At 37.4% G+C, this 24528-nt stretch carries 22 protein-coding genes; 11 read left to right on the forward strand and 11 right to left on the reverse strand.

The window, feature by feature from the left end; genetic code table 11:
• The first annotated feature begins 67 nt into the window (after positions 1 to 67).
• The 3 genes from parC to hypA all read left to right on the forward strand — a co-directional run bounded on the left by parC (position 68) and on the right by hypA (position 4002).
• A complete protein-coding gene (parC, locus tag AC6H0A_RS03185) occupies positions 68 to 2323 on the forward strand; it encodes a DNA topoisomerase IV subunit A (RefSeq protein WP_005642010.1) in 2256 nt (751 codons plus the stop codon).
• A 29-nt stretch (positions 2324 to 2352) separates the two neighbouring features.
• Positions 2353 to 3567: a sodium/glutamate symporter gene (gltS, locus tag AC6H0A_RS03190; protein WP_005642009.1), complete on the forward strand. Its 1215-nt coding sequence runs from the start codon at positions 2353 to 2355 to the stop codon at positions 3565 to 3567.
• A gap of 93 nt (positions 3568 to 3660) precedes the next feature.
• Positions 3661 to 4002, forward strand: a complete 342-nt coding sequence (gene hypA, locus AC6H0A_RS03195; protein WP_005642008.1) for a hydrogenase maturation nickel metallochaperone HypA — start codon at positions 3661 to 3663, stop codon at positions 4000 to 4002.
• A gap of 104 nt (positions 4003 to 4106) precedes the next feature.
• Here the strand turns inward: hypA and fdhF are convergent, their stop codons facing one another.
• Together fdhF and AC6H0A_RS03205 are read right to left on the reverse strand one after the other, a co-directional pair.
• The gene (gene fdhF / locus AC6H0A_RS03200) at positions 4107 to 6266 is read right to left on the reverse strand and encodes a formate dehydrogenase subunit alpha (RefSeq protein WP_239993563.1); all 2160 of its coding nucleotides are present in this window, start codon (positions 6264 to 6266) and stop codon (positions 4107 to 4109) included.
• Positions 6267 to 6505: 239 nt separating this feature from the next.
• Complete coding sequence (locus AC6H0A_RS03205) at positions 6506 to 7420, reverse strand: RimK family alpha-L-glutamate ligase (RefSeq protein ID WP_005642006.1); 915 nt, start codon at positions 7418 to 7420, stop codon at positions 6506 to 6508.
• Between the two features lie 116 nt (positions 7421 to 7536).
• On the opposite strand from AC6H0A_RS03205, the gene AC6H0A_RS03210 reads away from it, so the two are divergent.
• Positions 7537 to 7800 carry a GrxA family glutaredoxin gene (locus AC6H0A_RS03210; RefSeq protein ID WP_005642005.1) on the forward strand — a complete coding sequence of 88 codons (264 nt, stop codon included), beginning with the start codon at positions 7537 to 7539 and terminating at the stop codon, positions 7798 to 7800.
• Between the two features lie 66 nt (positions 7801 to 7866).
• Here the strand turns inward: AC6H0A_RS03210 and fabB are convergent, their stop codons facing one another.
• Complete coding sequence (fabB, locus tag AC6H0A_RS03215) at positions 7867 to 9087, reverse strand: beta-ketoacyl-ACP synthase I (protein WP_005642004.1); 1221 nt, start codon at positions 9085 to 9087, stop codon at positions 7867 to 7869.
• 148 nt (positions 9088 to 9235) lie between these two features.
• On the opposite strand from fabB, the gene mnmC reads away from it, so the two are divergent.
• The 5 genes from mnmC to licD all read left to right on the forward strand — a co-directional run bounded on the left by mnmC (position 9236) and on the right by licD (position 14644).
• On the forward strand, positions 9236 to 11248 hold the full coding sequence (gene mnmC / locus AC6H0A_RS03220; RefSeq protein WP_005642003.1) for a bifunctional tRNA (5-methylaminomethyl-2-thiouridine)(34)-methyltransferase MnmC2/FAD-dependent 5-carboxymethylaminomethyl-2-thiouridine(34) oxidoreductase MnmC1: 2013 nt from the start codon (positions 9236 to 9238) through the stop codon (positions 11246 to 11248).
• Positions 11249 to 11335: 87 nt separating this feature from the next.
• The gene (locus AC6H0A_RS03225; RefSeq protein WP_144064300.1) at positions 11336 to 12271 is read left to right on the forward strand and encodes a phosphotransferase family protein; all 936 of its coding nucleotides are present in this window, start codon (positions 11336 to 11338) and stop codon (positions 12269 to 12271) included.
• Positions 12271 to 13149, forward strand: coding sequence for a DMT family transporter (locus AC6H0A_RS03230; RefSeq protein ID WP_044233009.1), 879 nt, complete (start codon positions 12271 to 12273; stop codon positions 13147 to 13149). Before AC6H0A_RS03225 ends, AC6H0A_RS03230 begins: the two co-directional genes overlap by 1 nt.
• Positions 13146 to 13847: an NTP transferase domain-containing protein gene (locus AC6H0A_RS03235; RefSeq protein WP_005642000.1), complete on the forward strand. Its 702-nt coding sequence runs from the start codon at positions 13146 to 13148 to the stop codon at positions 13845 to 13847. The genes AC6H0A_RS03230 and AC6H0A_RS03235 overlap by 4 nt, the downstream gene beginning before the upstream one ends.
• Entirely contained in the window at positions 13847 to 14644 is a 798-nt protein-coding gene (gene licD / locus AC6H0A_RS03240) for a lipopolysaccharide cholinephosphotransferase LicD (RefSeq protein ID WP_005641999.1), read from the forward strand. Before AC6H0A_RS03235 ends, licD begins: the two co-directional genes overlap by 1 nt.
• A 37-nt stretch (positions 14645 to 14681) precedes the next feature.
• Here licD and sppA read toward each other — a convergent pair whose 3' ends face one another.
• Positions 14682 to 16529 carry a signal peptide peptidase SppA gene (gene sppA, locus AC6H0A_RS03245; protein ID WP_005641998.1) on the reverse strand — a complete coding sequence of 616 codons (1848 nt, stop codon included), beginning with the start codon at positions 16527 to 16529 and terminating at the stop codon, positions 14682 to 14684.
• Between the two features lie 96 nt (positions 16530 to 16625).
• Between sppA and AC6H0A_RS03250 the strand changes: the two genes are divergently transcribed.
• A complete protein-coding gene (locus AC6H0A_RS03250) occupies positions 16626 to 17180 on the forward strand; it encodes an NAD(P)H nitroreductase (RefSeq protein WP_005641997.1) in 555 nt (184 codons plus the stop codon).
• Between the two features lie 47 nt (positions 17181 to 17227).
• On the opposite strand, the gene AC6H0A_RS03255 is transcribed toward AC6H0A_RS03250, so the two are convergent.
• From AC6H0A_RS03255 to sstT, 3 genes are all read right to left on the reverse strand, one after another.
• The gene (locus AC6H0A_RS03255; protein WP_179230977.1) at positions 17228 to 17782 is read right to left on the reverse strand and encodes a TorD/DmsD family molecular chaperone; all 555 of its coding nucleotides are present in this window, start codon (positions 17780 to 17782) and stop codon (positions 17228 to 17230) included.
• Positions 17782 to 18390: an NAD(P)H-dependent oxidoreductase gene (locus tag AC6H0A_RS03260; RefSeq protein ID WP_005641995.1), complete on the reverse strand. Its 609-nt coding sequence runs from the start codon at positions 18388 to 18390 to the stop codon at positions 17782 to 17784. The genes AC6H0A_RS03255 and AC6H0A_RS03260 overlap by 1 nt, the downstream gene beginning before the upstream one ends.
• A 120-nt stretch (positions 18391 to 18510) precedes the next feature.
• Entirely contained in the window at positions 18511 to 19755 is a 1245-nt protein-coding gene (sstT, locus tag AC6H0A_RS03265) for a serine/threonine transporter SstT (protein WP_005641994.1), read from the reverse strand.
• A 288-nt stretch (positions 19756 to 20043) separates the two neighbouring features.
• Between sstT and AC6H0A_RS03270 the strand changes: the two genes are divergently transcribed.
• Positions 20044 to 20484 carry a LexA family protein gene (locus AC6H0A_RS03270; protein ID WP_005641993.1) on the forward strand — a complete coding sequence of 147 codons (441 nt, stop codon included), beginning with the start codon at positions 20044 to 20046 and terminating at the stop codon, positions 20482 to 20484.
• Between the two features lie 69 nt (positions 20485 to 20553).
• Here the strand turns inward: AC6H0A_RS03270 and aroG are convergent, their stop codons facing one another.
• The 4 genes from aroG to bioD form a co-directional block, all read right to left on the reverse strand.
• Positions 20554 to 21642: a 3-deoxy-7-phosphoheptulonate synthase AroG gene (gene aroG, locus AC6H0A_RS03275; protein ID WP_005641992.1), complete on the reverse strand. Its 1089-nt coding sequence runs from the start codon at positions 21640 to 21642 to the stop codon at positions 20554 to 20556.
• Positions 21643 to 21860: 218 nt separating this feature from the next.
• Positions 21861 to 23111, reverse strand: a complete 1251-nt coding sequence (gene lolE, locus AC6H0A_RS03280; RefSeq protein WP_005641991.1) for a lipoprotein-releasing ABC transporter permease subunit LolE — start codon at positions 23109 to 23111, stop codon at positions 21861 to 21863.
• Positions 23111 to 23794 carry a lipoprotein-releasing ABC transporter ATP-binding protein LolD gene (lolD, locus tag AC6H0A_RS03285; RefSeq protein WP_005641990.1) on the reverse strand — a complete coding sequence of 228 codons (684 nt, stop codon included), beginning with the start codon at positions 23792 to 23794 and terminating at the stop codon, positions 23111 to 23113. The genes lolE and lolD overlap by 1 nt, the downstream gene beginning before the upstream one ends.
• Before the next feature lie 81 nt (positions 23795 to 23875).
• Positions 23876 to 24517 (reverse strand): dethiobiotin synthase, encoded by a 642-nt coding sequence (gene bioD / locus AC6H0A_RS03290; protein WP_005641989.1) that lies wholly within the window; start codon positions 24515 to 24517, stop codon positions 23876 to 23878.
• Between the last annotated feature and the right edge of the window lie 11 nt (positions 24518 to 24528).

Consider the following 24528-nt stretch of genomic DNA (forward strand, 5'->3'; position numbering starts at 1 on the left):
ACTAAATTAATCTCAGCAAATCCAAATTTTAATAAATTAAGAATATATTCAATTAACAGAAACCAAAATGACAAATATCAATTATGAAGGCATTGAGAAAATGCCTCTACGCACCTTCACCGAAAGGGCTTATCTCAACTATTCCATGTATGTCATCATGGATCGTGCGTTGCCTTTTATCGGTGACGGTTTAAAACCTGTTCAACGCCGTATTGTATATGCGATGTCTAAACTTGGCTTGAATGCCACGGAAAAATACAAAAAATCTGCCCGTACCGTCGGTGATGTACTCGGTAAATTCCATCCACATGGTGACAGCGCTTGTTATGAAGCAATGGTATTAATGGCACAACCCTTCTCTTATCGTTATCCGCTCGTAGATGGTCAAGGTAACTGGGGGGCACCAGATGATCCAAAATCTTTTGCTGCCATGCGTTATACGGAATCACGCCTTTCTAAAATCTCTGAAATCTTGTTGAGTGAACTCGAACAAGGAACAGTAGATTATCAGCCAAACTTTGATGGAACCTTGGCCGAACCACAATATTTACCTGCTCGTTTACCTCATATTTTATTGAATGGCACAACAGGTATTGCAGTGGGTATGGCGACAGATATTCCACCACACAATATTAACGAAATTGCTGATGCTGCAGTAATGTTGCTAGATAATCCCAAAGCGGGATTAGATGATGTACTTGAAATTGTTCAAGGTCCAGATTTTCCAACAGAAGCGGAAATTATTTCGCCCAAATCAGAAATTTGTAAAATTTATGAACAAGGTCGTGGCTCAATAAAAATGCGTGCGACTTGGAAAAAAGAAGATGGCGAAATCATTATTTCTGCGCTTCCACATCAATCTTCTCCCTCAAAAGTCATTGCACAAATAGCCGATCAAATGACGGCAAAAAAACTGCCAATGCTAGAAGATATTCGTGATGAAGCCGATCACGAAAATCCAATTCGAATTGTGCTAGTTCCTCGCTCAAATCGCGTCGATACTGATGCGTTAATGGCACATTTATTTGCTACAACAGATCTTGAAAAAAGCTACCGTGTAAATATGAATATGATCGGACTTGATCATAAACCTGCGGTAAAAGGCTTATTAGAAATCTTAAATGAATGGCTTACCTTCCGTCGCACAACCGTAACTCGTCGCCTTCAATATCGCTTAGATAAAGTACTCTCTCGCTTACATATTTTAGAAGGTTTGATGATAGCCTTCTTAAATATTGATGAGGTTATCGAAATTATACGTCATGAAGATGAGCCAAAAGTAGAGCTTATGGCACGCTTTAATTTAAGCGATGAACAAGCTGATGCCATTTTAAATTTACGCTTACGTCATTTAGCGAAATTAGAAGAAAACCAACTCAAAGCTGAACAAGATGAACTTGAAAAAGAGCGGTTAAATTTAGAGGCAATTTTAGGATCAGAACGTCGTTTGAATACGCTTATCAAAAAAGAAATTCAAGAAGATGCAAAAAAATATGCAAGCCCACGGATGTCTCAACTTGTCGAACGTGAAGAGGCAAAAATGATCTCTGAAAGTGAAATGACACCCGCAGAGCCTGTCACTGTCATCTTATCAGAAATGGGCTGGGTACGTTGTGCCAAAGGACACGATATTGATCCTAAATCATTGAGCTACAAAGCTAGCGATAGCTATCGAGCTCACGCTTATGGAAAAAGCAATCAAGCCGTTGTCTTTATTGATAGTACGGGGCGGAGTTATGCACTCGATCCGCTTTCATTACCTTCCGCACGTTCGCAAGGTGAACCACTCACAGGTAAACTAAATTTACCAGCTGGTGCGACCATTGAATATGTCGTAATGGCCAGCGAACAGCAAGAATTATTGATGGCTTCTGATGCGGGTTATGGTTTTATTTGTAAATTTGAAGATTTAATTGCACGCAATAAAGCAGGAAAAGCCTTGATTTCTTTACCAGAAAATGCCAAAGTGATGGAGCCTAAGACGCTGGCGAGTGCCACCGCACTTGTTGTCGCTATGACATCTGCTGGCAGAATGTTGATTTTCTCGGCAAAAGATTTACCGGCATTATCAAAAGGCAAAGGCAATAAAATTGTTACAATTCCTGCAGCAAATGCAAAAGAACGCAGTGAATTGTTAGTGAGATTATTGCTCATTTCAGATCAAACAAGTCTTGAATTTCATTCCGGAAAACGAAAAATTGTATTAAAACCGGAAGATCTGCAGAAGTTCCGTGCTGAACGAGGCAGAAAAGGTTCGACATTACCACGTGGATTACATACCAATGTTGAAATAGTAGTAATCGAACCGCAACACAACACATAATTTAAACACAACATAGGGAGATCCAATTTATGAGCCATACTTTTAGCACGTATGAAACCCTTGCATTAGCAAGTTTAGTCTTGCTTTTGGGCTTTTTTCTAGTTAAACGAATTAATGTATTAAAAGCATTTAACATTCCAGAGCCAGTTGTTGGAGGCTTTATCGTTGCCATTGGTCTTTTAATTTGGCATAAAGTCGATGGAACATCCTTTAACTTTGATAAAAATTTACAAACTACCATGATGTTAGTGTTCTTCACTTCCATTGGTTTAAGCGCAAACTTTTCCCGTTTAATTAAAGGCGGAAAACCACTTATCGTATTTTTATTTGTCGCTGGTTTACTGATTATTTGTCAAAATATTATTGGTATCGCTGGTTCATTAGCATTAGGTATTCATCCCGCATATGGATTATTGGCTAGTTCGGTAACATTAACTGGCGGTCACGGTACGGGTGCAGCTTGGGCTGATACATTCGTTCATCAATTTAATCTACAAGGTGCAACTGAAATAGCGATGGCTTGTGCAACCTTTGGTTTAGTCTTTGGTGGTATCATCGGTGGCCCTGTTGCACGTTTCTTATTAAATCGTCAAAAACAAGGTGAAAACCCTGAAAATGATGAAGTTGATGATATCCAAGAAGCCTTTGAACATCCAACTTACAAACGTAAAATTACTTCACGTTCTTTAATTGAAACTATTGCAATGATGTCTATTTGTTTGCTTATCGGTCAATATTTAGATGCGCAAACAAAAGGTACAGCACTTCAATTACCAACTTTCGTATGGTGTTTATTTACCGGTGTTATTATCCGCAATATTCTAACGAACATTTTCCGCTTCCAAGTAGCTGAATCAGCTATTGATGTATTAGGTAGCGTAGGTTTATCTATTTTCTTAGCTATCGCTTTAATGTCGTTAAAACTTTGGGAACTTGCAGGTTTAGCTGTTGATGTATTAGTCGTTCTTGCTATTCAAGTTGCATTTATGGCTGCCTTTGCAATCTTCATCACCTATCGTGCAATGGGGAAAGATTATGATGCTGTCGTATTAAGCGCAGGTCACTGTGGTTTCGGTTTGGGGGCAACTCCAACTGCAGTCGCAAATATGCAAGCTGTCACCAGCCGTTTTGGGCCATCACACAAAGCATTTTTAATCGTTCCAATGGTAGGTGCGTTCTTTATCGACCTAATCAACGCAGCATTATTGAAAATCTCATTTGCAGTTGTAAATATGCTAGCGTAAAGTGCGGTTAAAATTGACAATGTTTTAAAAAATGCCTTTATCTTAAATTGATAAAGGCATTTATTTTAAGGAAGAAAAATAAAAGGAAAAACTATGCACGAATTATCTCTTTGTCAAAATATTCTAGAAATAGTGGAACAGCAATGTAAAAGTCACGATATAAAAAAAGTGACAGATCTTTGGCTAGAAATTGGCGCACTCTCTTGTGTAGAACCAGACGCATTAGAATTTTGTTTTGACATAACCTTTCAAGGTACAGCTGCTGAAGGCTGTAAACTTCATCTCATTCCTATTGCAGCACAAGCCTGGTGTTGGCAATGTCAAAAATTAGTTGAGATACAAGCTCATCATGATTCTTGTCCAAATTGTGGCAGCATACACTTGCAACGACAAAGCGGTGATGAATTACGTATTAAAGAAATTGCTTTTGAATAAACCGTTCTTTTTTAGCATTTCCAATATTCTTACCCATATCATATTTCATTAAGCATAAAAAAAGACAGGCATAAAGCCTGTCCTAATCATGATAAATATTATAATTAAGCCACAAGTGCGGTTTCTTTTAAACGAGATTTGAGCTTAGTATATTCAGTTACAACATAGTGCTCAGCCCAACGTTGATCTTCAATTTTTTCGATACGCACCGCGCTGTATTTATATTCCGGAGTACGAGATCCTGGATTTAAATGTTCAGCTGTGAGTTCGTTACATTTTCCGATCCACCATTGGTAAGTCATATAACACGCACCTTTGTTAGTACGAGAACTTACATCAGCACGAGAGATTACTTTACCACGAGATGAAGAAATCCAAACAAGCTCATTATTCTTAATGCCTAAAGCTTTCGCATCTTGGTCGTTCATTTGAACAAATCCTGGTTCGTCTGCCAACGCAGCAAGTGCACGGCAGTTACCCGTCATTGAACGGCAAGAATAGTGACCAACTTCACGCACGGTAGAAAGCACTAATGGATATTCTTCAGAAACTTCTTCCATTGGTGGTTCCCAGTCGCAAGCAAAGAATTCAGCTTTACCATTTGGACGGTCGAAGATTTGACCTTCATATAAGTATGTAGTGCCTTGATCTTCAGGGCCTTCATCTGTACATGGCCATTGAATATAACCCAAGCCTTCCATTTTTTCGTAAGTTGCACCTTTATAAATTGGGCAAAGCTCACGCAACTCATCCCAAATTTCTTTGGTGTTGTTGTAATGCATTGGATAACCCAAAGCTTGTGCCATAAGACTAATGATTTCCCAGTCGTCTTTCACATCACCCACAGGATCCACCGCTTTATAGAAACGTTGGAAACCACGGTCAGCCGCACTATAAACACCCTCGTGTTCAGCACAAGATGTTGCTGGTAAAATCACATCCGCTTCCGCTGCCGTTTGAGTCATAAAGATATCTTGAACAATAATAAACTCAAGATCTTTAAAGGTTTGTTTCATGGCATTCAAATCAGGTTCAGTTTGTAAAGTATCTTCACCCATAATATAGAATGCTTTGAGTTTACCTTCTGCCACAGCATGTGGCACTTCACTCAATGGTACGCCCGGTTTAGTTGGAATAGACGGTACGCCCCATGCTTTCGCAAATTTAGCGTTGATTTCTGGATCCGCATAGCTTTGATAACCAGGTAAAGTATTATATAAAGCCCCCATGTCACATGCGCCTTGTACGTTGTTTTGACCACGCACAGGGTTTACACCAACATTTGGTTTACCAAGATTACCCGTCAACATTGCTAAACTTGCCAACGCACGTACAGTTTCCACACCTTGACGGAACTGACATACCCCCATACCCCAAAGAATTGTCGCTGTTTCTGCTTTCGCATAAGTGCGGGCAATTTCTCTCAACATTTCAGGCTCAATGCCAGTGATGTGTTGAGTTGATTCGGGTGTATAAGCTTTTACAGTTTCATAGAACGCATCGAAATTTTCGGTATGTTCATCAATGAATTTTTGATCTTGTAATCCTTCTTCAAGAATCACGTTCATCATTGCATTCAAAAATGCGACGTTACTACCATTGGCAAGTGGCGCATAAATGTCAGCAATACGAGCGGTTTCAATTTTACGAGGGTCACAAACAATAATTTTCGCCCCTTTTGCTTTTGCGTGGTTAATACGACGCGCTACAATAGGGTGAGATGTTGAGGCATTATAGCCAAAGATAAATACGCATTTAGTGTCTTCAATCTCAACGATTGAGTTGGACATCGCGCCATTACCCACTGATTTGAGCAGACCTGCTACAGATGGGCCATGTCAGACACGTGCACAACAGTCAATGTTGTTATTGCCTAATACCGCACGAGCAAATTTTTGCATAACGAAATTCACTTCGTTACCTGGTCCACGAGAAGAACCCGTTACCATAATTGACTCGTTGCCATATTTTTCTCTAATTTCTTGTAAACGTTTTGCAGAATAGGAAATAGCCTCTTCCCAGCTCACTGGCGTGAACGGCTCGCCACGTTTGTAGCGAATCATCGGTTGAGTTAGGCGAGGAGTGAGGATTTTTGTGTCATGCACGAAATCCCAGCCATAATATCCTTTCAGGCAAAGCTCCCGTTCGTTTGTTTTACCGTTTGCACCTTCAGCACCCACAATTTTGTTGTTCTCAACCAATAGATTGATCTTACAACCTGAAGCGCAATACGGACAGACAGTAATCACTTTTTTAATTGCCATAGTAATGTCCTTATTTTAGATAACCAGAATGAATTACTCATTCCGAGTAATATAATACGCCTAAATAAAGAACATAGGCTTATAAATTCTGTGGATTTTTTGATATAAAACAGGTTTTAGCTAGTTTTTTAATACGCTTAAAAAACTCAAAGAAAAATGACCGCACTTTTGATAGCTAGGTCATTAGAAGAGGTGTATAAAAATTGGTATGAATAGTAAGGCTTTACAAATATCAAATTTTATTTACTTTTCTTATTCAAATAAATCTGCTTTTCAACATAATTTATCATCTGTAATGCAATATCAACCCCGCTTGTTTTTTCAATCATTTCCAAGCCTGGACTTGCATTTACCTCTAAAACCAATAATCCATTTTTCGAACGAATTAAATCCACGCCAGCTATATCTAGACCGATGGCTTTTGTTGCTTGAATGGCTAGCTGCTTTTCTTCATCGCTTAGGGTAATTTTTTCGGTTTTTCCTCCACGATGACAATTCGCTCTAAACTCACCATCTTGTCCAATTCTCTGTATCGTTGCTACAACTTGATCACCAATCACAAAACAACGAATATCCGCATTGCCCGCTTCTTCAATAAAATCTTGCTGCAACATAGATATATTGGTTTGTTTAAAAGCTTCCATAATGCTCACCGTACTTTGTAGTTTTTCAGCCAAAATCACCCCTATTCCTTGTGAACCATTTAGCGTTTTTAAAATTGTCGGCGAACTGATATGAGGTATCGTCGCCTGAGCTTGCACTTCACCTCCACTTAAAAGTGAATTAGGAACTGGAACACCAGCCTTCAGCAAAAGTTGTAAACTTTTCCACTTATCACGTGCATTTAAAAATGCCTGAGATGAATTTAAACAAAAAGTCCCTTTTCCTTCAAAATGCTGTAAGACTGCACATCCCATTTGCGTACTCGTTGTGCCAAATCGAGGCAAAATGGCATCATAATCGGGCAATAAATAAGGTTTCGACTCTGAATTTTCTTGATAAAAAATCTGAAAGTGCGGTGGATTTTGTGAGAGTTTTAATAGGCAACGATTCGGATCTAAAATATCCATCTGATGCCCTTGGTGTTTCGCAGCTTCTTTTAAGCGTCGGCAACTGTAAAGACGAGGTTCGCGGCAAAGCATTAGTAATTTCATAATATTTAACTCATTGTCTACGATGTTCCTTATATTACACGAATAAAAACACTTTATGTAGACGATAAAAATCAGGTAGAATTGCCTAGAATTTTTAACTCAAAAAAGGAAATCTTATGTTCGTTGTTATTTTTGGTCGTCCTGGCTGCCCTTACTGTGTGCGTGCAAAAAACCTTGCTGAAAAATTAAAAGGCGAAGTTGCTGATTTTGACTATCGTTATGTGGATATTCACGCAGAAGGCATTACTAAAGAAGATTTATCAAAATCTGTTGGTAAACCAGTAGAAACCGTACCACAAATCTTTATTGATGAAAAACCAATTGGTGGTTGCACTGATTTTGAAGCATTAATGAAAGAACAATTTAGTATCCTTGCTTAATTTTTCTTTTTAAATTACACAAAAAAGCCACTTTCAATCGAAAGTGGCTTTTTTCATAGAATCGTTTTAACCGTTATAACGTTTAAAAACTAATGTCGCATTTGTACCACCAAAACCAAAGCTGTTTGACATGACAGTTTGTAATCCTGCATTTTCTTTCGTCTCAGTAACGATGTTACAGCCTTCAGCGACTTCATCTAAGGTTTCGATATTAATACTTGGTGCAATAAAATCATTATCAAGCATCAATAACGTGTAAATTACTTCGTGTGCACCCGCCGCACCTAAAGAGTGACCAGTCATTGATTTAGTTGAAGAAATCGCTGGAATTTTGTCACCAAATACATTTTTGATTGCGCCTAATTCTTTTACATCACCCACGGGAGTTGAGGTTCCATGTACGTTTATGTAGTCTATTGGTGAATCTACAGTTGCCATCGCTTGTTTCATACAACGTTCCGCACCTTCACCGCTCGGTGCTACCATGTCGTAACCATCAGAGGTTGCACCGTAGCCCACGATTTCAGCGTAGATTTTTGCACCACGTGCAAGGGCGTGTTCTAACTCTTCTACAACAACCACTGCGCCACCACCTGCGATAACGAAACCGTCACGGTTTGCATCATAAGCACGAGATGCTTTTTCCGGGGTTTCATTGTATTTAGTTGAAACCGCACCCATTGCATCAAACTCAGTAGCACATTCCCAAGAAATCTCTTCCGCACCACCAGCGAAAACCACATCTTGTTTGCCTAATTGAATTAATTCAACCGCATGACCAATACAATGTGCAGAGGTTGCACAAGCAGAACTGATTGAATAGTTCACACCACGAATTTTATAAGGTGTTGCCAAACAAGCTGAAACACTTGATGCCATGGTTTTCGTTACAGCATAAGGACCTATCGCTTTTACACCGCGAGGACCACGAGCCGCATCACAAGCCACTAATTGATTATGTGCAGAACCTGTACCTGCACCAATCACTAAACCAGTACGATCATTAGAAACTTGATCTTCTGTTAAGCCAGCATCCTCAATCGCTTCACGCATAGAAAGATAAGCATAAGCCGCTGCATCACCCATAAAACGGAACACTTTACGATCAATGTGCTCGCTTGGGTTTAATTTGATTGTTCCGGCAACATGGCTACGCATATTCATTTCTACAAACTCAGGCACAACTTCAATACCTGATTTCCCTGATTTTAATGAAGCCAATACTTCTTCTTTGTTGTTACCGATACTTGAAATAATCCCAAAGCCTGTAATTACAGCTCTTCTCATTGCTTCTTCCTTATTGTTTTATATGTAAAAATAACGGCTCAAAATTACTACGAAATAAAAATATTTCAAGCAATAATTCATTTGTTCGACCAGTTTAGAAAATCGCGTTATTATACGCAAATTTCATTAGGCAAGGAAGGAATAAAAAATGACCTTTAGCGTCCAACATGCTGAGATTCACTTCAATCAAAACCATATTCCCATCTCAGATCAATTCGATGATGTCTATTTTTCTAACGAAAATGGGTTGGCAGAAACAAATTATGTTTTTCTACAGGGTAATCAACTTTGGGAACGTTGGATAAGCCACAACGAGGCTAATTTTGTCATCGCCGAAACAGGATTTGGTACAGGATTAAATTTCTTTGCTGCAACCAAATTGTTCCGTGAATTTCGCCAGCAACACGAGAATCATCCTTTAAAACGCCTAAATTTTATTTCCTTTGAAAAATATCCGCTAAAAATCACCGCACTTTCGCAAGCTCATCTTGCCTATCCGCAGTTTGAGGATTTAAGCGCTCATTTGCAACGTTATTGGCCTTCATTGATTCTAGGTTGTCATCGTATTCATTTTGAAGAGACCACGTTAGATTTATGGCTGGGTGATGTATCAGAAAACTTGCCACAACTTGGCGATTATATGAATGAATGTATTGATGCTTGGTTTTTAGATGGTTTTGCTCCAAGCAAAAATCCTGAAATGTGGAATGATGAGCTCTATAACTTGATGTTTCGTTTCACGAAACCCAATGGTTCTTTTGCCACCTTCACCGCAGCAAGTGCGGTCAGAAAAGGACTTGAATCCGGTGGCTTTAATGTGACAAAACGTAAAGGCTTCGGCAAAAAGCGAGAATGTTTAAGTGGGATAAAAATACAATCAAAATCGACCGCACTTTCGACACCTTGGTATCTTGCTCAGCCTGCGAAAATGGAAAAACAAGATGTCGCTATTATCGGCGGTGGTATTGCTTCTCTTTGTGCTGCCATTTCCTTAGTAAAACGAGGGGCAAAGGTTACCATTTATTGTGAGGATGACGCGCTCGCACTCAATGCCTCAGGCAATCAACAAGGCGCATTTTATCCGCAACTTAGCGATGATAATGCGCTCACCGTTGATTTTTACCTGCGCGCTTTCAGTTACGGTCGCCAATTACTTGATTGGGCAATCGCACAAAACATAGCGTTTGAACACGAATTTTGTGGCGTGGCGCTATGTGCTTACAACGAAAAAAGTGCGATTAAATTAACAAAGATTTCTCAGCTTGGTTTGCCAAACGAAATCTTCCAAATGCTGAATGCTGAACAACTTAGTGAAAAAGTGGGATTACCGCTTAATTGCGAAGGCGGTTGGATTGAACAAGGAGCTTGGCTTGCACCAAGACAATTTGTTCAAAATGCCTTTTCATTTCTTGAAAAGCAAGGTGTAATTATTAAAACCTCACAAAAAATTACCGCACTTTATCAACAAGAAAAAAATTGGGAACTAGAAAATACGCAAGGCCAAAAATACTGCCATGAAGTCATCATTCTTGCGAACGGATATAAAATTACTGATTTTATTCAAACAGAAAAGCTACCACTCTACCCTATCCGCGGACAAGTTAGCCAAACTCCAACATCAGAAAACTTACTCAAACTGAAATCTGTGCTTTGTTATGATGGTTATCTCACCCCAGCCGATCAATTAAAAACCTCACATTGCATCGGCGCAAGCCATGTTCGTGATAACGTTAATCGCCATTTTAGCGAACAAGAACAACAAGAAAATCAACAAAAACTCCAACAAAATATCGCCCAATCTTGGACGCAAGATGTGGATACATCAGGCAATCTCGCTCGTGTAGGCATCCGCTGCTCTATAAGAGATCTTGCCCCGATGGTTGGAAACGTACCTAATTTTGAACAGCAACAAGTGGATTATTATAATTTATTCAACCTCTGCCGCCGTAAACAACCTATTCAAAGTGCGGCCAATTTTCAGAATCTTTTCTTAACGGCTGCCTTAGGTTCTCGTGGGCTTACCTCCGCCCCACTCTTAGGTGAAACCTTAGCTTCAATCATTTATGGAGAGCCATTGCCTATAAGCGAAGCTATATTACATAATCTTTCAGCTAACCGAGCTTGGGTGAGAAAGTGGTTGAAAGGTTCGAAAGTTGAATAAATTGATAAGATTCAATATCTTACAAAAAGAGCTTTGAAGTGTTAAAATTAAATAAAACGTAAATATAAGAATGAATACAAAAATGCCATGCAATCAATCAATCAATCAATCAATCAATCAATCAATAAAATTATAGAATTTGTTAAAACTTGCTATAAACCAGAAAAACTGTTTGATTTTCTTAATCAACATTCCATTCCTTTTTCTTATATTGGGGGAATGACCAATCAAAATGTTGTACTTGATATTTCAGGGATGAAGTTTGTATTGCGAATCCCTAATGCCGTTAATTTATCACTTATTAATCGTGAATATGAGGCATTCAATAATGCACAGGCATATCGTGCTGGTTTAAATGTAGAAACTCCCGTATTGGATGCAAAAAGTGGGGTAAAACTGACTCGTTATTTAGAAAATAGCAAGCCTTTAAGTCAAACGCAATTAAACGAACAAAGTTGTTTGTCTCAAGTTGCGAATAATTTATATCGTTTACACAACAGTGAATTTATTTTCCGCAATGTGTTTAGTGTATTTGATGAGTTTCGCCAGTATTTTTCATTGTTAGAAAACAAATCCGCTTTTTTTCAAGCAGATCCTAGAATGAATAAACTTTCAACCGTATTCTGGCAGTTTGAAAATATCAATAAGGGCTTAATTTTACGTCCATGTCATAATGATTTAGTCCCTGAAAATATGCTATTGCAAGACGACAGGTTATTTTTTATCGACTGGGAATATTCAGGCTTAAATGATCCGTTATTTGATATAGCGACGATTATTGAGGAAGGTAATTTATCAATAGAAGCTGCTGATTTTCTATTAGAAGTCTATTGCAATCATACAAATAAATACAATTCAACAGAACTTCAAACAGCTCATAACCGATTGAAAATTCATCGTTTCTGCCAAAATGTGCTATGGTTTTTATGGACAAAAGTAAAAGAAGAACATGGTGAGGATTTTGGCGATTATGCATTAAAACGATTAGACGCGGCATTTAAACTTTTAGAGGAATTGCCATGATGCATGGTTATCTATTTGGCATACTATCCGCTATATTTTGGGCATTATCTGGGCTATTATATAACGAATTACCACTAAGTGGATTCACTGCATTAGGAAAAGTAATTTCATTACTCTTCTTAATTGATTTTTTTTCATTGTTTGCAATAGGCATAACATTGTGGCGAAAAAGAGCGGTTAATTTTCAAAAGATTTTTTGGTCCCCCGTATTATCGGGAGTATTAGGCGGACCATTGGGGATGTCTGCATATTTATTAAGCATTCATTATTTAACGATATATTATGCTGCGCCACTTTCTTCTCTATTCCCAGTTTTAGCCGCACTGATGTCTTATTGGATTCTAAAAGAAAAAATTAGCAAAACAGCCCAATTCGGATTCGCCTTGGCTATTATTTCTTCTTCGTTGCTTGCTATTGAAGTAGAACAAGAAATAACCTTTAATACTATCGGTTTTATTTTTTTAATAATTTGTATATTGGGGTGGTCATCTGAAATAGTGATATCCTCCTATACAATGCGTTCTCTCTCTGGACTTCAAGTGTATTTTTTAAGACTATGTGGTTCAACTATTGGTTATTTATTGATTCTATTTATTCTTTCCTTGAAAGATTTCTCACTAGATATACTTAGTTTTAATTATGTACAAATTGCTGGTGTAATAATCTTTGGTGCATTATCTTACTGCTGCTATTACCAAGCGATTTATCTGTTAAAACCAATCAAAGCAATGGCATTAAATATCACATATTCTGTATGGGCAATTGGACTTGGTTATCTGCTCTATAAACAGCCAATTAAGCCCATTACCTTACTACTCACCTTATTATTAAGTGCAGGAGTGATCGTTACACTTTATTACAAAGGGGAACAAAAATGAATGCAATCATTTTAGCTGCAGGCCTAGGCAGCCGCTTTAAAGAAATCACACAAACTACCCATAAAGCACTATTAGATATTCATGGAATACCTAATTTAGAACGAATACTCGCTTTTCTACGTCAAGCCAATATCGATAATATTGTCATTGTTACAGGATATTTACACGAACAATTCAATTATCTACAAGAAAAATATAATTGCACTCTAATTCATAATGAAAAATATAGGGAATATAATAGTATTTATTCCTTCTCACTAGCTCAAGACTTCTTTAATGATTGTTATGTTATTGATGCGGATGTTGTACTTAATCGTAATATTTTTCTAACTAAGCCATCACACAGCAAATATTTCACGGTTATCCGTTCTAAAACTCATAATGAGTGGCTACCGATTTTAAATAATAATGGACAAGTAATGCGTATTGAGATTGGATCATTAAACCAACCTAGCTTGTCAGGGGTATCTTATTGGACAACTCGGGATTGCAATATCATTCTAACTTTGCTCAAAGAATACACAAGTGAAGTGCGGTTAAAAAATCCAAAACTTTATTGGGATACTATTCCGATGGAATATATAGAGAAATTAAATGTTCATACAGAGCAACTTAACTGCGATGATATATTTGAGATGGATAACCTTGATGATTATCAGCATATTTTACAAAAACTTACACCAAACAAGGAAAAATAATGAAAAAATTGACACTTAGAGAGCAACAGCTAGTTTGTCTAGACATCTTAGATTATTTCCACACACTGTGTGAACGATATAAAATTAGCTATTCTCTTGGTGGTGGAACATTAATCGGCGCAATACGCCACAAAGGCTTTATCCCTTGGGATGATGATATTGATGTTTATATGCACCGTGATGAATATCAAAGGTTTGTTGATGTTTGGTTTCAAGAAACTCACGAATACTACAATATGGAAACTGCGGAGGATATTCTTGCTCAATATACAGGTGAAATGGCAAAAATTTTCGATTGTCGCACTCAAATAACAGATGCTAAGGGAAGAAAAAGCCCAATGTTTATGGATATATTTATCTACGATGGTGTACCGAATGAACCAAAGATCATTTACCCACTAATGAAAAAGCACCGAAGAATTAAACTTCGATTTTCTTCTTGCAAGAAAAGATGGTTAAGATCAAAAGAAAATACTTTGCAAAGAACGATACTTGACAAATTAAGCCACTTTTTATTTTCCAAAATGCAAAAAAATTTAGCACAATTTCAAATAAAATATCCGATAAAACAATGCGATTATATTGGTCTTGTATTATCTGACTACGGTGGTTGGCAAAAATCTTATATGCCGAAGGAATATTTTAATCACGTTATTTATAAAGAATTTGAGGGGCGACAATTTCAAGTAATGAATGGATATCACGAACACTTAACGCAATATTATGGAGAGTATATGAAACTTCCTCCAGAAGAAGACCAAAAACCACATCATATTCAAGAGGCGTATATTTTATAAGCGAAAGGGCAGATTTAATTCTGCCCTTTTTCAATTATTACTTAACCTTCCCACAATTCAAACAATACAAATACTGACCTTTAGGATCATTAAATTTAGTTAATACATTCAATTCTTTTTGTAATTTTTGAATTGGAGCTGGTACACCAAGCCATTTAACCAACTGATCTTGTGCCCCTTTTTTAGTATCGCGCAATAAGGTGCTAATTAAACTAACGTTATCATCAGTGAACCATTCCACGCTAAAATCTTGTACTGCAGTATCTTGACGTTGATTCACTAATTGCTCTGCTTTATTGACCGCTTCATTAAAAGAACCAATCTCATCCACCAAACCATTTTGGAATGCATCACTGCCTAACCAAACCTGACCTTGAGCAAGTTTATCTACTTGTGTTTTTGAAATTTGACGGCCTTTGCTGACAATTTCTAAAAATCGGTCATAACCATACTCAATTTCTGTTTGATAAATATCTTGCACTGGTTTTGCTAACGGAGAAAACGCGGATGTATTAGCTAATTCAGTGGTTGAAACACCATCTGCATTCACCCCGATTTTCTTAATGCTATTTTCAAAAGTCGGGAACATCGCGAAAATACCGATAGAGCCCGTAATGGTGTTTGCATCGGCAATAATATAATCCGCAGTGGATGAGATCCAATAACCACCAGATGCTGCCATTGCCCCCATAGAAACAATCACAGGCTTTCCGATTTTCTGTAAGTTTTCTGTTTCTTGACGAATAATTTCAGAAGCAAAAGCACTACCGCCCGGTGAGTTGACTCGTAAAACAACAGCTTTTACGGAGTTATCATCGTGAGCTTTACGGAGAATTCGTGCAATGGTATCACCACCAGCATTTTCTTCATCACTTTCACCATCTATGATCGTTCCCTCAACATTCACGACTGCAATTTTATTTGGCACATTGTAATGTTCTAAACGATCAGGCAGTTGAGTCAAATAATCATCAAGTTCAATGAGATTTGCTTTTCCGTCACTCCCTTTCCCAAAAAGTGCGGTAAGTTTTTTATCTAAATCCAAACGAGTTACAACATCGGTTACTAATCCACGTTGTTGGGCATAAGCGGTACTATTGCCTTTTAACGCTTTAAGATCCGATAAATATTGTTTCGCATTCGGGAAAACATTATCTTTCTTGATCTTGCGATTTTCGCTGACTGATAAAACATAGTTGTTCCACATTTCACCTAACCAACGCTGCATATTTGCTTTTGCCTCAGCCGACATATCGTTGAGTAAAAATGGCTCAACCGCTGATTTATAAGTCCCTACGCGGAAAATATGTGGTGTAACGGCTAATTTGTCGAGCATTTCTTTAAAATACAAATTCTCTTGTGATAAACCATGAATATCCACGCTTCCAATTGAATTTAAATAAATTTCATCCGCAAAACTCGCTAAATAATATTGTCCTTGGGAATAATTATCCGCATAGGCGATCACTGGTTTTCCTGTATCTTTAAAATGACGAATAGCACCACCAATAAAATCTAATGCGGGCAAATCTGCCCCTTCAAAATAATTAAGATCGAGCACTAATCCTTTAATTTTAGGATCATCTTCCGCTTGTTTAATGGCAAATACCACATCAAACGTCGAAATTTTTTGAGGAACGTGCTCGCCATTCAATTCGCTTAATGCATCTTGCCAACGAAGTGTTTCATCACGGTTGTCCGCTAGATAGCCATCTAAATTAACTAATAATGCGCCTTCCCCTGTTAATGTTGTAGATTTTTTTCCACCGCTTGAAAAGCCAATAATCGCCACTAGCAATAGTACAAAACCTAAAAACACAACATTCATCACAAGATCACGAATGAAACACAGCGCTTTCCAACATAATTTTAATACTCGAAACATACAAATTACCTTTAAAAAATTTGCGCTAGCGTATCACAAAGCATTGTCAAAAACTATGCTATAATCCACCGCACTTTACTTATAGGGGATAATAAAATGGATGCGTTAACTCTTTTAACAACAAGAAAATCAAACAAAAAATTGACCGCACCTGCACCTAATGCTGAACAGCTTGAACTTATTCTCCAAGCAGCAATGCACGCACCAGATCATGGAAAATTACATCCTTATCATTTTGTTGTAATGGAAAATGATGGATTAAATAAATTGGAAACGCTACTTAAAGCAGCCGTTGTGGAATTTGATTTGGGTGAAGAAAAATTAAAGAAAGCTGAAAATTTAGCACATCGAGCACCAATGGTCATTGGTGTCATAGCAAAAATCGATCCAACTATCGCTAAAGTACCTGGATGGGAACAAATGTTGAGTGCAGGCTGTGCAACTTATGGATTACAACTGGCTGCACAAGCACAAGGATTTGATAATGTTTGGATTTCAGGGAAATGGGTTAATGGCACTGCATTACGTGAAGCTTTCGGATGTCGTGAACAAGATCGTGTGATTGCTTTAGTCATGATTGGCACAGGCATGGAAAAAGCCGAACGTGAATGCCGTGTTATCGATACAAAAGATTTTGTAACCTATCTATAAAATATTGCTTGCTTTCCTCAATACTTAGAGGAAAGCAAAATACTGCTCTACTCTTCTTCCAATTCATCCGCCATCGCCGCCAATATTTCTCGTGTAAGAAGGGCTAATGCACGATAAAAAGGCAAAGTTGCTTGAGTTTCTACTTCAGTTAAAAACTTCGCTGCACAAGGCAATAAAAAGGTTTCAAAGAATTCTTGTTGAGCCACTAAAGAATCTGAATTATCTTCAAGCCAAGAGGTTGTGAGCAATAATAAAGCAAAATGATCCGCACTTTCCACCTCTGGCATGTTGCGTACAAGGCGAAAATTAACAAATTCTTCAACATCAATCTCGTAAGCTGAAATAGCGGTTACTACTTTTCCATTTGTACCAAACAATTTTTGATACTCTTGGTTCAATAAATCGAGATCAATTTTAGCTTGTAGGCTATTCAGCGCTAATTCACTTTCTTTATCAGTATCTAGCGCCCAAACTTGACTCAAACCTTTTTGTTGTAGCCAAGCAAACGCGCCTGCTAGCACTTCATCGTTAGGAGAACGATAAAAAAGATTACCGAATAATCGACTAATTAATGAGAAATTATTAATTTGTTTTTCAGACATTACGCTTTTTCCTTTAAAAGTGCGGTCAATTTTTCTCTTGTTTTTTGAGCAGTAAGTTCAATCATTGCTTTACGCGCCTCATCATCAATTAAATGAATATCACCGAATAATTCAAACTCAACATTTTCAATGCCACAGTAATTAAATAATCCATTAATTAAACAATGATTGAGAGATTTATCCACACCAAATTCTTTATATTTATCAACATTACTGCCAATCGTAATAAATTGCTGCATTTGCTTATTTTTGAGCAAACCCACTGATTCGCCATTTTCCGTTTTATAGGCAAAGCCATGGCTTAATACGCGATCTAAATAACCTTTCAAAATTGATGGAAAGCCCATCCACCAAAGGGGATAAACCAACGTAATTAAATCCGCTTGAAGAATAAAATCATGCTCTTGCTGAATATCTTCTGGAATAATACCGTTGCTAGTATTCTGCAATTCTTCATGAGATAAAATTGGATTGAAATTCATTTCATAAAGATCACGAAAAAATACATTTACACCCTTCTCTTGACTGATTTCCTCAATACGATTGGCAATCGCTCGTCCAAAACTACGCGCTGAATTAGGATGAGCAAAAATAATTAAGTGGTTCATTTTTCTTATCTATTAGTAGGGAAATAAAACGTAGCAGAAGTCTATCAAAATAGACCTCACTTTGCATATAAAATCATATAAAAAAAGCGGGCATAGCCCGCTCTTTTATTTGCATCATAATTATGCTGCGTTTTTACGTTCTTCTTCCATACATACTGCCGCAGTAAATAATACGTCAGTTGATGAGTTTAATGCTGTTTCAGTTGAGTCTTGTAAAATACCAATAATGAAACCAACACCGATCATTTGTGCTGCTACATCATCAGAAATACCAAATAAGCTACATGCTAATGGAATTAATAATAATGAACCACCTGCCACACCAGATGCACCGCAAGCACAAAGAGAAGCCACGATACTTAATAAAATCGCACTAACAAAAGATACTTCCACACCTAATGTGTGTACTGCAGCTAACGTTAAAATTGTGATCGTGATTGCAGCACCCGCCATATTGATGTTCGCACCCAATGGAATAGAAACAGAATAAGTTTCTTCATCAAGGTTTAAACGTTTTGCTAATTCGATGTTCACGGGGATATTTGCCGCAGAACTACGAGTGAAGAATGCAGTTACACCACTTTCGCGTACACAAGTCCATACCAATGGGTACGGATTACGACGAATTTTCCAATAAACTAATGCTGGGTTAATAACAAAAGCAGTGAATAACATTGTACCGATTAATACTGCAAGTAATTGCACATAACCGCCTAATGCGATTAATCCTTTATCAGATAAGGTTTCAGCCACTAAACCGAATACACCAAATGGCGCAAAAGAAATAATGACGTGAACAATTTTTGATACGCCTTCTGCAAAATCAGATAATACGTTCTTAGTTGCATCAGATGCATGACGTAAGGCTAAACCTAAACCGATAGACCATGCTAATACACCAATAAAGTTTGCTTTGAAAATCGCATTTAATGGATTATCTACCACGTTTAATATAAGGGTAAATAAAACTTGACCAACAGCTTGCGGTGCTGAGCTTGCATCTTCTTTGGTTGCAAGAACCACTTCCGTTGGGAATACGAAACCAGCAATAACAGCAACAAATGCAGCCAAGAATGTGCCTAAAAGGTAAAGCACAATGATTTCTTTCATATTGCTTTTCGTACCAATTTTACGGTTTGCAAGTGCAGCTATAACAAGGAAGAAAATCAAAATTGGTGCAACAGCACGCAATGCTTTAACAAAGATGGTACCTAAAACGCCTACTTTTTCCGCAATATTAAAACCTAAAGCACCTTCAAGTGCAGCTCCAACAAACGCAATAATGATCCCTAGAACTAAACCAGTTGCAATTCTTTTTACTAAATTGCCCTGGAATAACAGACGAAATAAACGAGATGTGTTCATACTTTTATCTTTCTTTTTAATAAATTTAACTTCAGATTGTTACCAATCCACCTACAAGGGAATTAAAGATAGCGTAAATTCTTATTGAAAGAAAATATTTTTTGTTATTTTTTATCCAATAAGTGAACTTTTTTCTAAATTTGTTAGATATTTTCTAAAAACATACTTATAAAAAAATTTTTTATTTAACCTATTGACACCCTGTATGAAACATACAGTAAAATTTAGCTGTACAAAAAAACAAGGTGAAAGGTTATTTATCCATATTATTTAACAGGAGATAAGAGAATGAACAACCAAACTTTGACTGCGCAATATGAAATGGATTTTTCTTATAATCCACTCCCTTTTTTCAGTGATATGGATGACAGCCTTAAATTCAATAAAAAACTAGACTTGAATCTTTATTGTATCAAACGTCCAAAGCAGACCTGTTTTATTCATGTCACCAATCCAAATATGTTAGCTTGGGGAATTGAAACTGGAGATATGCTAATCGTCGAAAAAAATGACGATCTTTATTCAGGTGATCTTGTTGTGCTAGAAGAAAATAACGAATTTCATGTCTATGAATTTATGGCGCATAGCGGCAATTACCTTTTCATGGCATTGGATTCCGCTACACCAAATATAAATACAAAAGATTGGTCGAATTTACCTATTGTCGGCACAGTAACCAATACAATTCATCAAATGAAACGCCGCGATAAAATGAAATGGGCGGCGTAGTTAAAGGCGAATAAAAAAGTGCGGTGAAAATAAACCGCACTTCTATCTAGTATCTAGATTATATTTCAATTAATTACTCGTCACTTTACGTCTAGCAATAACAGCATCAGAAAGTTGTTGCAATAATCTTTTAGAATCTTCCCATCCAATGCACGCATCCGTAATACTTTGTCCATAAGTCTGTGCTTTGCCATCAACTAAATCTTGACGACCTTCCACTAAATGGCTTTCCACCATTACACCAAAGATTTGTTTAGAACCCGATGCGATTTGATGACACACATCTTGGCAAACATCCATTTGTTTCTTGTATTGTTTACAGCTATTGGCATGGCTAAAATCAATCATTACATGAGGGATTCGGCCAGATTTCTCAATATTTGCACACACTTTTTCCACATCTTCAGCATTGAAGTTTGGTCCTTTATCTCCGCCACGTAGAATAATATGGCAATCTTCATTTCCCTTAGTTGAAACAATTGCAGAATGACCAAATTTAGTGACTGATAAAAAATAATGAGGTGCTTCTGCTGCACCAATTGCATCTAAAGCGACTTTCACGCCACCATTGGTTGCATTTTTAAAACCAACCGCGCAAGACAAACCAGAGGCTAACTCACGGTGAACCTGTGATTCAGTCGTACGCGCACCAATTGCGCCCCAGCTCATAAAATCTGCAACATATTGTGGCGTGATCATATCTAAAAATTCACCAGCAGATGGCACACCTAAGTCATTAATATCAGAAAGTAATTTTCTTGCAATGCGTAAACCATCATTTAAACGATAAGTATCATTTAAATACGGATCGTTAATTAAACCTTTCCAGCCCACAGTTGTACGTGGTTTCTCAAAATATACACGCATAATAATTTCAAGGCTATCTTTATATTTTTCACGTAATGGTTTTAAACGGTTTGCATACTCAATCGCTGCTTTAGGATCATGAATAGAGCAAGGACCAATAATCACTAATAAACGATCATCTTTACCATGAATAATATTATGTGCCTCATGACGAGTTTGCTTCACTAATGCCGCAGCATGTTCACTAGCTGGGTATTTTTCTAATAAGGCAATGGGTGGTAACACCTGATCGACTTTTTCAATTCGCGTATCGTCGTTTGCCACGACAATTTCAATTTTCTCTTTAGCCATATATCACTCTCAAACTTTCAAATGTTGTGTTTTAATTATGTAGGTAATCTACACCTATTTTTTGCACTAGTAAACTAGTTCATTGTATTTTTTTAAGAATAAAACCTACAAGTTCGTTATTAAACTATCTTTAACGTATGCTTGCAAGCCAAATAAAGTGAAATATTAAGTGAATAAAAGACAAAAAAATACTGCACTTTCATGCGGTATTCACAAAATTAATGGTTACTTAATACTTGGGCTGGTTGTAATTTAGCGGCCCTACTTGCTGGATAAAGACTAGCAATTAAACTCAATGCAAGCGCTGCAACTAAAACCATCAAAACATCCAACCAATGTAACTCGCTTGGCAAAAAATCGACAAAATATACATCGCCCGATAATAATTTCTTACCGATAACCCACTCAATACCCTGAATAAAGGTTGTAAGATTTAATGCCAGTATAACGCCCAACACAATACCAATTAAGCAACCTTTCATTCCTGCCTGTAAGCCATACCAAATAAAAATACGCTTAATGAACGCATTATTCGCCCCAAGCGTACGCATAATGGCTATATCGCCCTGCTTATCTTTTACCGCCATAATCAGCGTAGAAACAATATTAAAACAAGCCACCCCAATCACGAGTACCATCGCGATGTACATCACAGTTCGAATAAGTTGAATATCGCGATACATATAACCAAATTTACCAATCCAGTTTTGAATATAAAGCATCTGTGGATAGTCATTAAGCATGGACAAATCCAGATTTTTCACAGAAAAAGGATCATCTAATTTCAATTCAACACCTGTTATTTGATCAGGTTTATAAGTTAAAAATTCTTGTGCTTGAGCAAGCGGCAATAAGGCATAACTGTAATCAAGTTGCCCATCTAAACGTAAAATTGCAGTGACTTGCACGCGTTCACGAGTTGGTTGAGCAAGTTGTTCATCGCCATTTTGCTGAGAAATAAGCAAAGTAACCCAATCACCCGCTTTTACATCAAGTTCTCTAGCAATCCCCGATCCCAAGACTAATCCACCTTCTTTCCCAAATTTATCCCAGCCTTGCTCTTGTACAAAATTACCAAGAGAGCTCACTCGTTCTTCTGCTTGTTTTTCAATACCCTTCACCTGAACCACTTTCAGTTTTGAGCCATTTTCTACCAATGCAGTAAAACTAACAAAAGGGGAAATACCTTTAATTTGGGCATTTTGTTGTAAGCGTTTTTCTAAATTTTGCCAATGATGAATGGTCGGCTCCGTTCCATTCGGTGCAGATAAAATCTCTGCATGAGGAACCACTGCAAGAATTCGTTGGTTAAGCTCACGCTCAAAACCATTCATCGCACTTAAACCAACAATTAAAACTGCAACCCCCAGCGCAATGCCAATTGCAGAAAATTTTGCAATTAACGCAACTAAAGGATTTTTCTGCTTGCCACGTTGATAACACCAACTAATAAAAAACGGCGTATTCATTATGCACCTTCCTTCAAAATACCATCTTGCATGACTAAACGGCGTGATAATTTTTCAGCAAGCCCCATATCGTGAGTGACTAATAAAAAAGCGATATTTTGCTCTTGATTAAGTTGTTGAATGAGTTCAAAAATGCTTTCTGTGGTCTTGTGATCGAGATTCCCTGTGGGCTCATCCGCTAAAACTAACGATGGATTATTCACTAAAGCACGTGCAATCGCCACGCGCTGACGTTCCCCACCAGAAAGCGCTGATGGACGATGCGTAATTCTATGACTTAATCCCACCGCACTTAGCATTTTTTCGGCACAATCTTTCGCTTCTGTTTTATTTTGATAACCAATCAACATCGGCATCATCACATTTTCAAGTGCGGTAAAATCCGCCATTAAATGATGGAATTGGTACACAAATCCTAAATAACGATTACGCAAAGCAGCTAATTCATTAGCCGATGCTTTTTGCAAGGATTGTCCATTAATAAACACTTCCCCACTACTTGGCTGATCAAGTCCCCCTAAAGTATGCAATAAAGTACTTTTCCCTGAACCTGAGCTTCCTACAATCGCAACCAACTCTGCGGGTGTCATAGAAAAAGAAACGCCTTTTAATACTTGCGTTTGATTTTCACCTTCCTGATAAAATTTATTGATGTTTTCGCATTTTAATAAATAGTTATTCATTTTTTACTCGTTTTAACCGCACTTTAGCAACAAATCATCTCATTAAAAACTGGCGCGAGTCTATCACACTTTTCCTTGAGCTTAAATTTCAATACACCCAAAGTATTCAAATCCTGTTTCAGGAAAATATCTTTCAAGATAACGTTTTAAATAGCGTTGGGTTTCTTGACTAATAATAGAATCATATTCTGGGTAACCGTTATACATTACACTTAATACTGAAATACCGCGAGTACGACAAGCCTCTAAACTTAATAATGTATGGTTTATACTACCTAGTTTTCCAGATGTCACTAAAATCAAAGAGTAATTGTTTGACTGGATATAATCTAACGTCGTCGCCTCTTCGCAATAGGGCACCATTAATCCACCTGCCCCCTCCAGCAACACATAATCATATTTTTCTGCCAAAAGTGCGGTGGATTTTTCAATAATTTTTTCATTAATTTCTCGCCCTTCGAGCTTTGCCGCTAAATGAGGAGAACAAGGATATTCAAAAAGATAAGGACAGGTGTCGCCTTGTAAATCTTCTTCCGTCAAATCAATCCCTTGAATCTTTCGATGTACAAGCAAATCATCAGCGATATTTTTACAGCCTGTTTGAATCATTTTTTGTGTAATAACGGAAAAGCCTTGTTCCATCAACTTTTTAGCATAAATGCCTGTTGCAACTGTTTTACCTACATCGGTATCAATGCCCGATACAAAAATAACCTTGCCCATAAATACGCCTT

Source organism: Haemophilus sp. THUN1692, assembly GCF_059704395.1.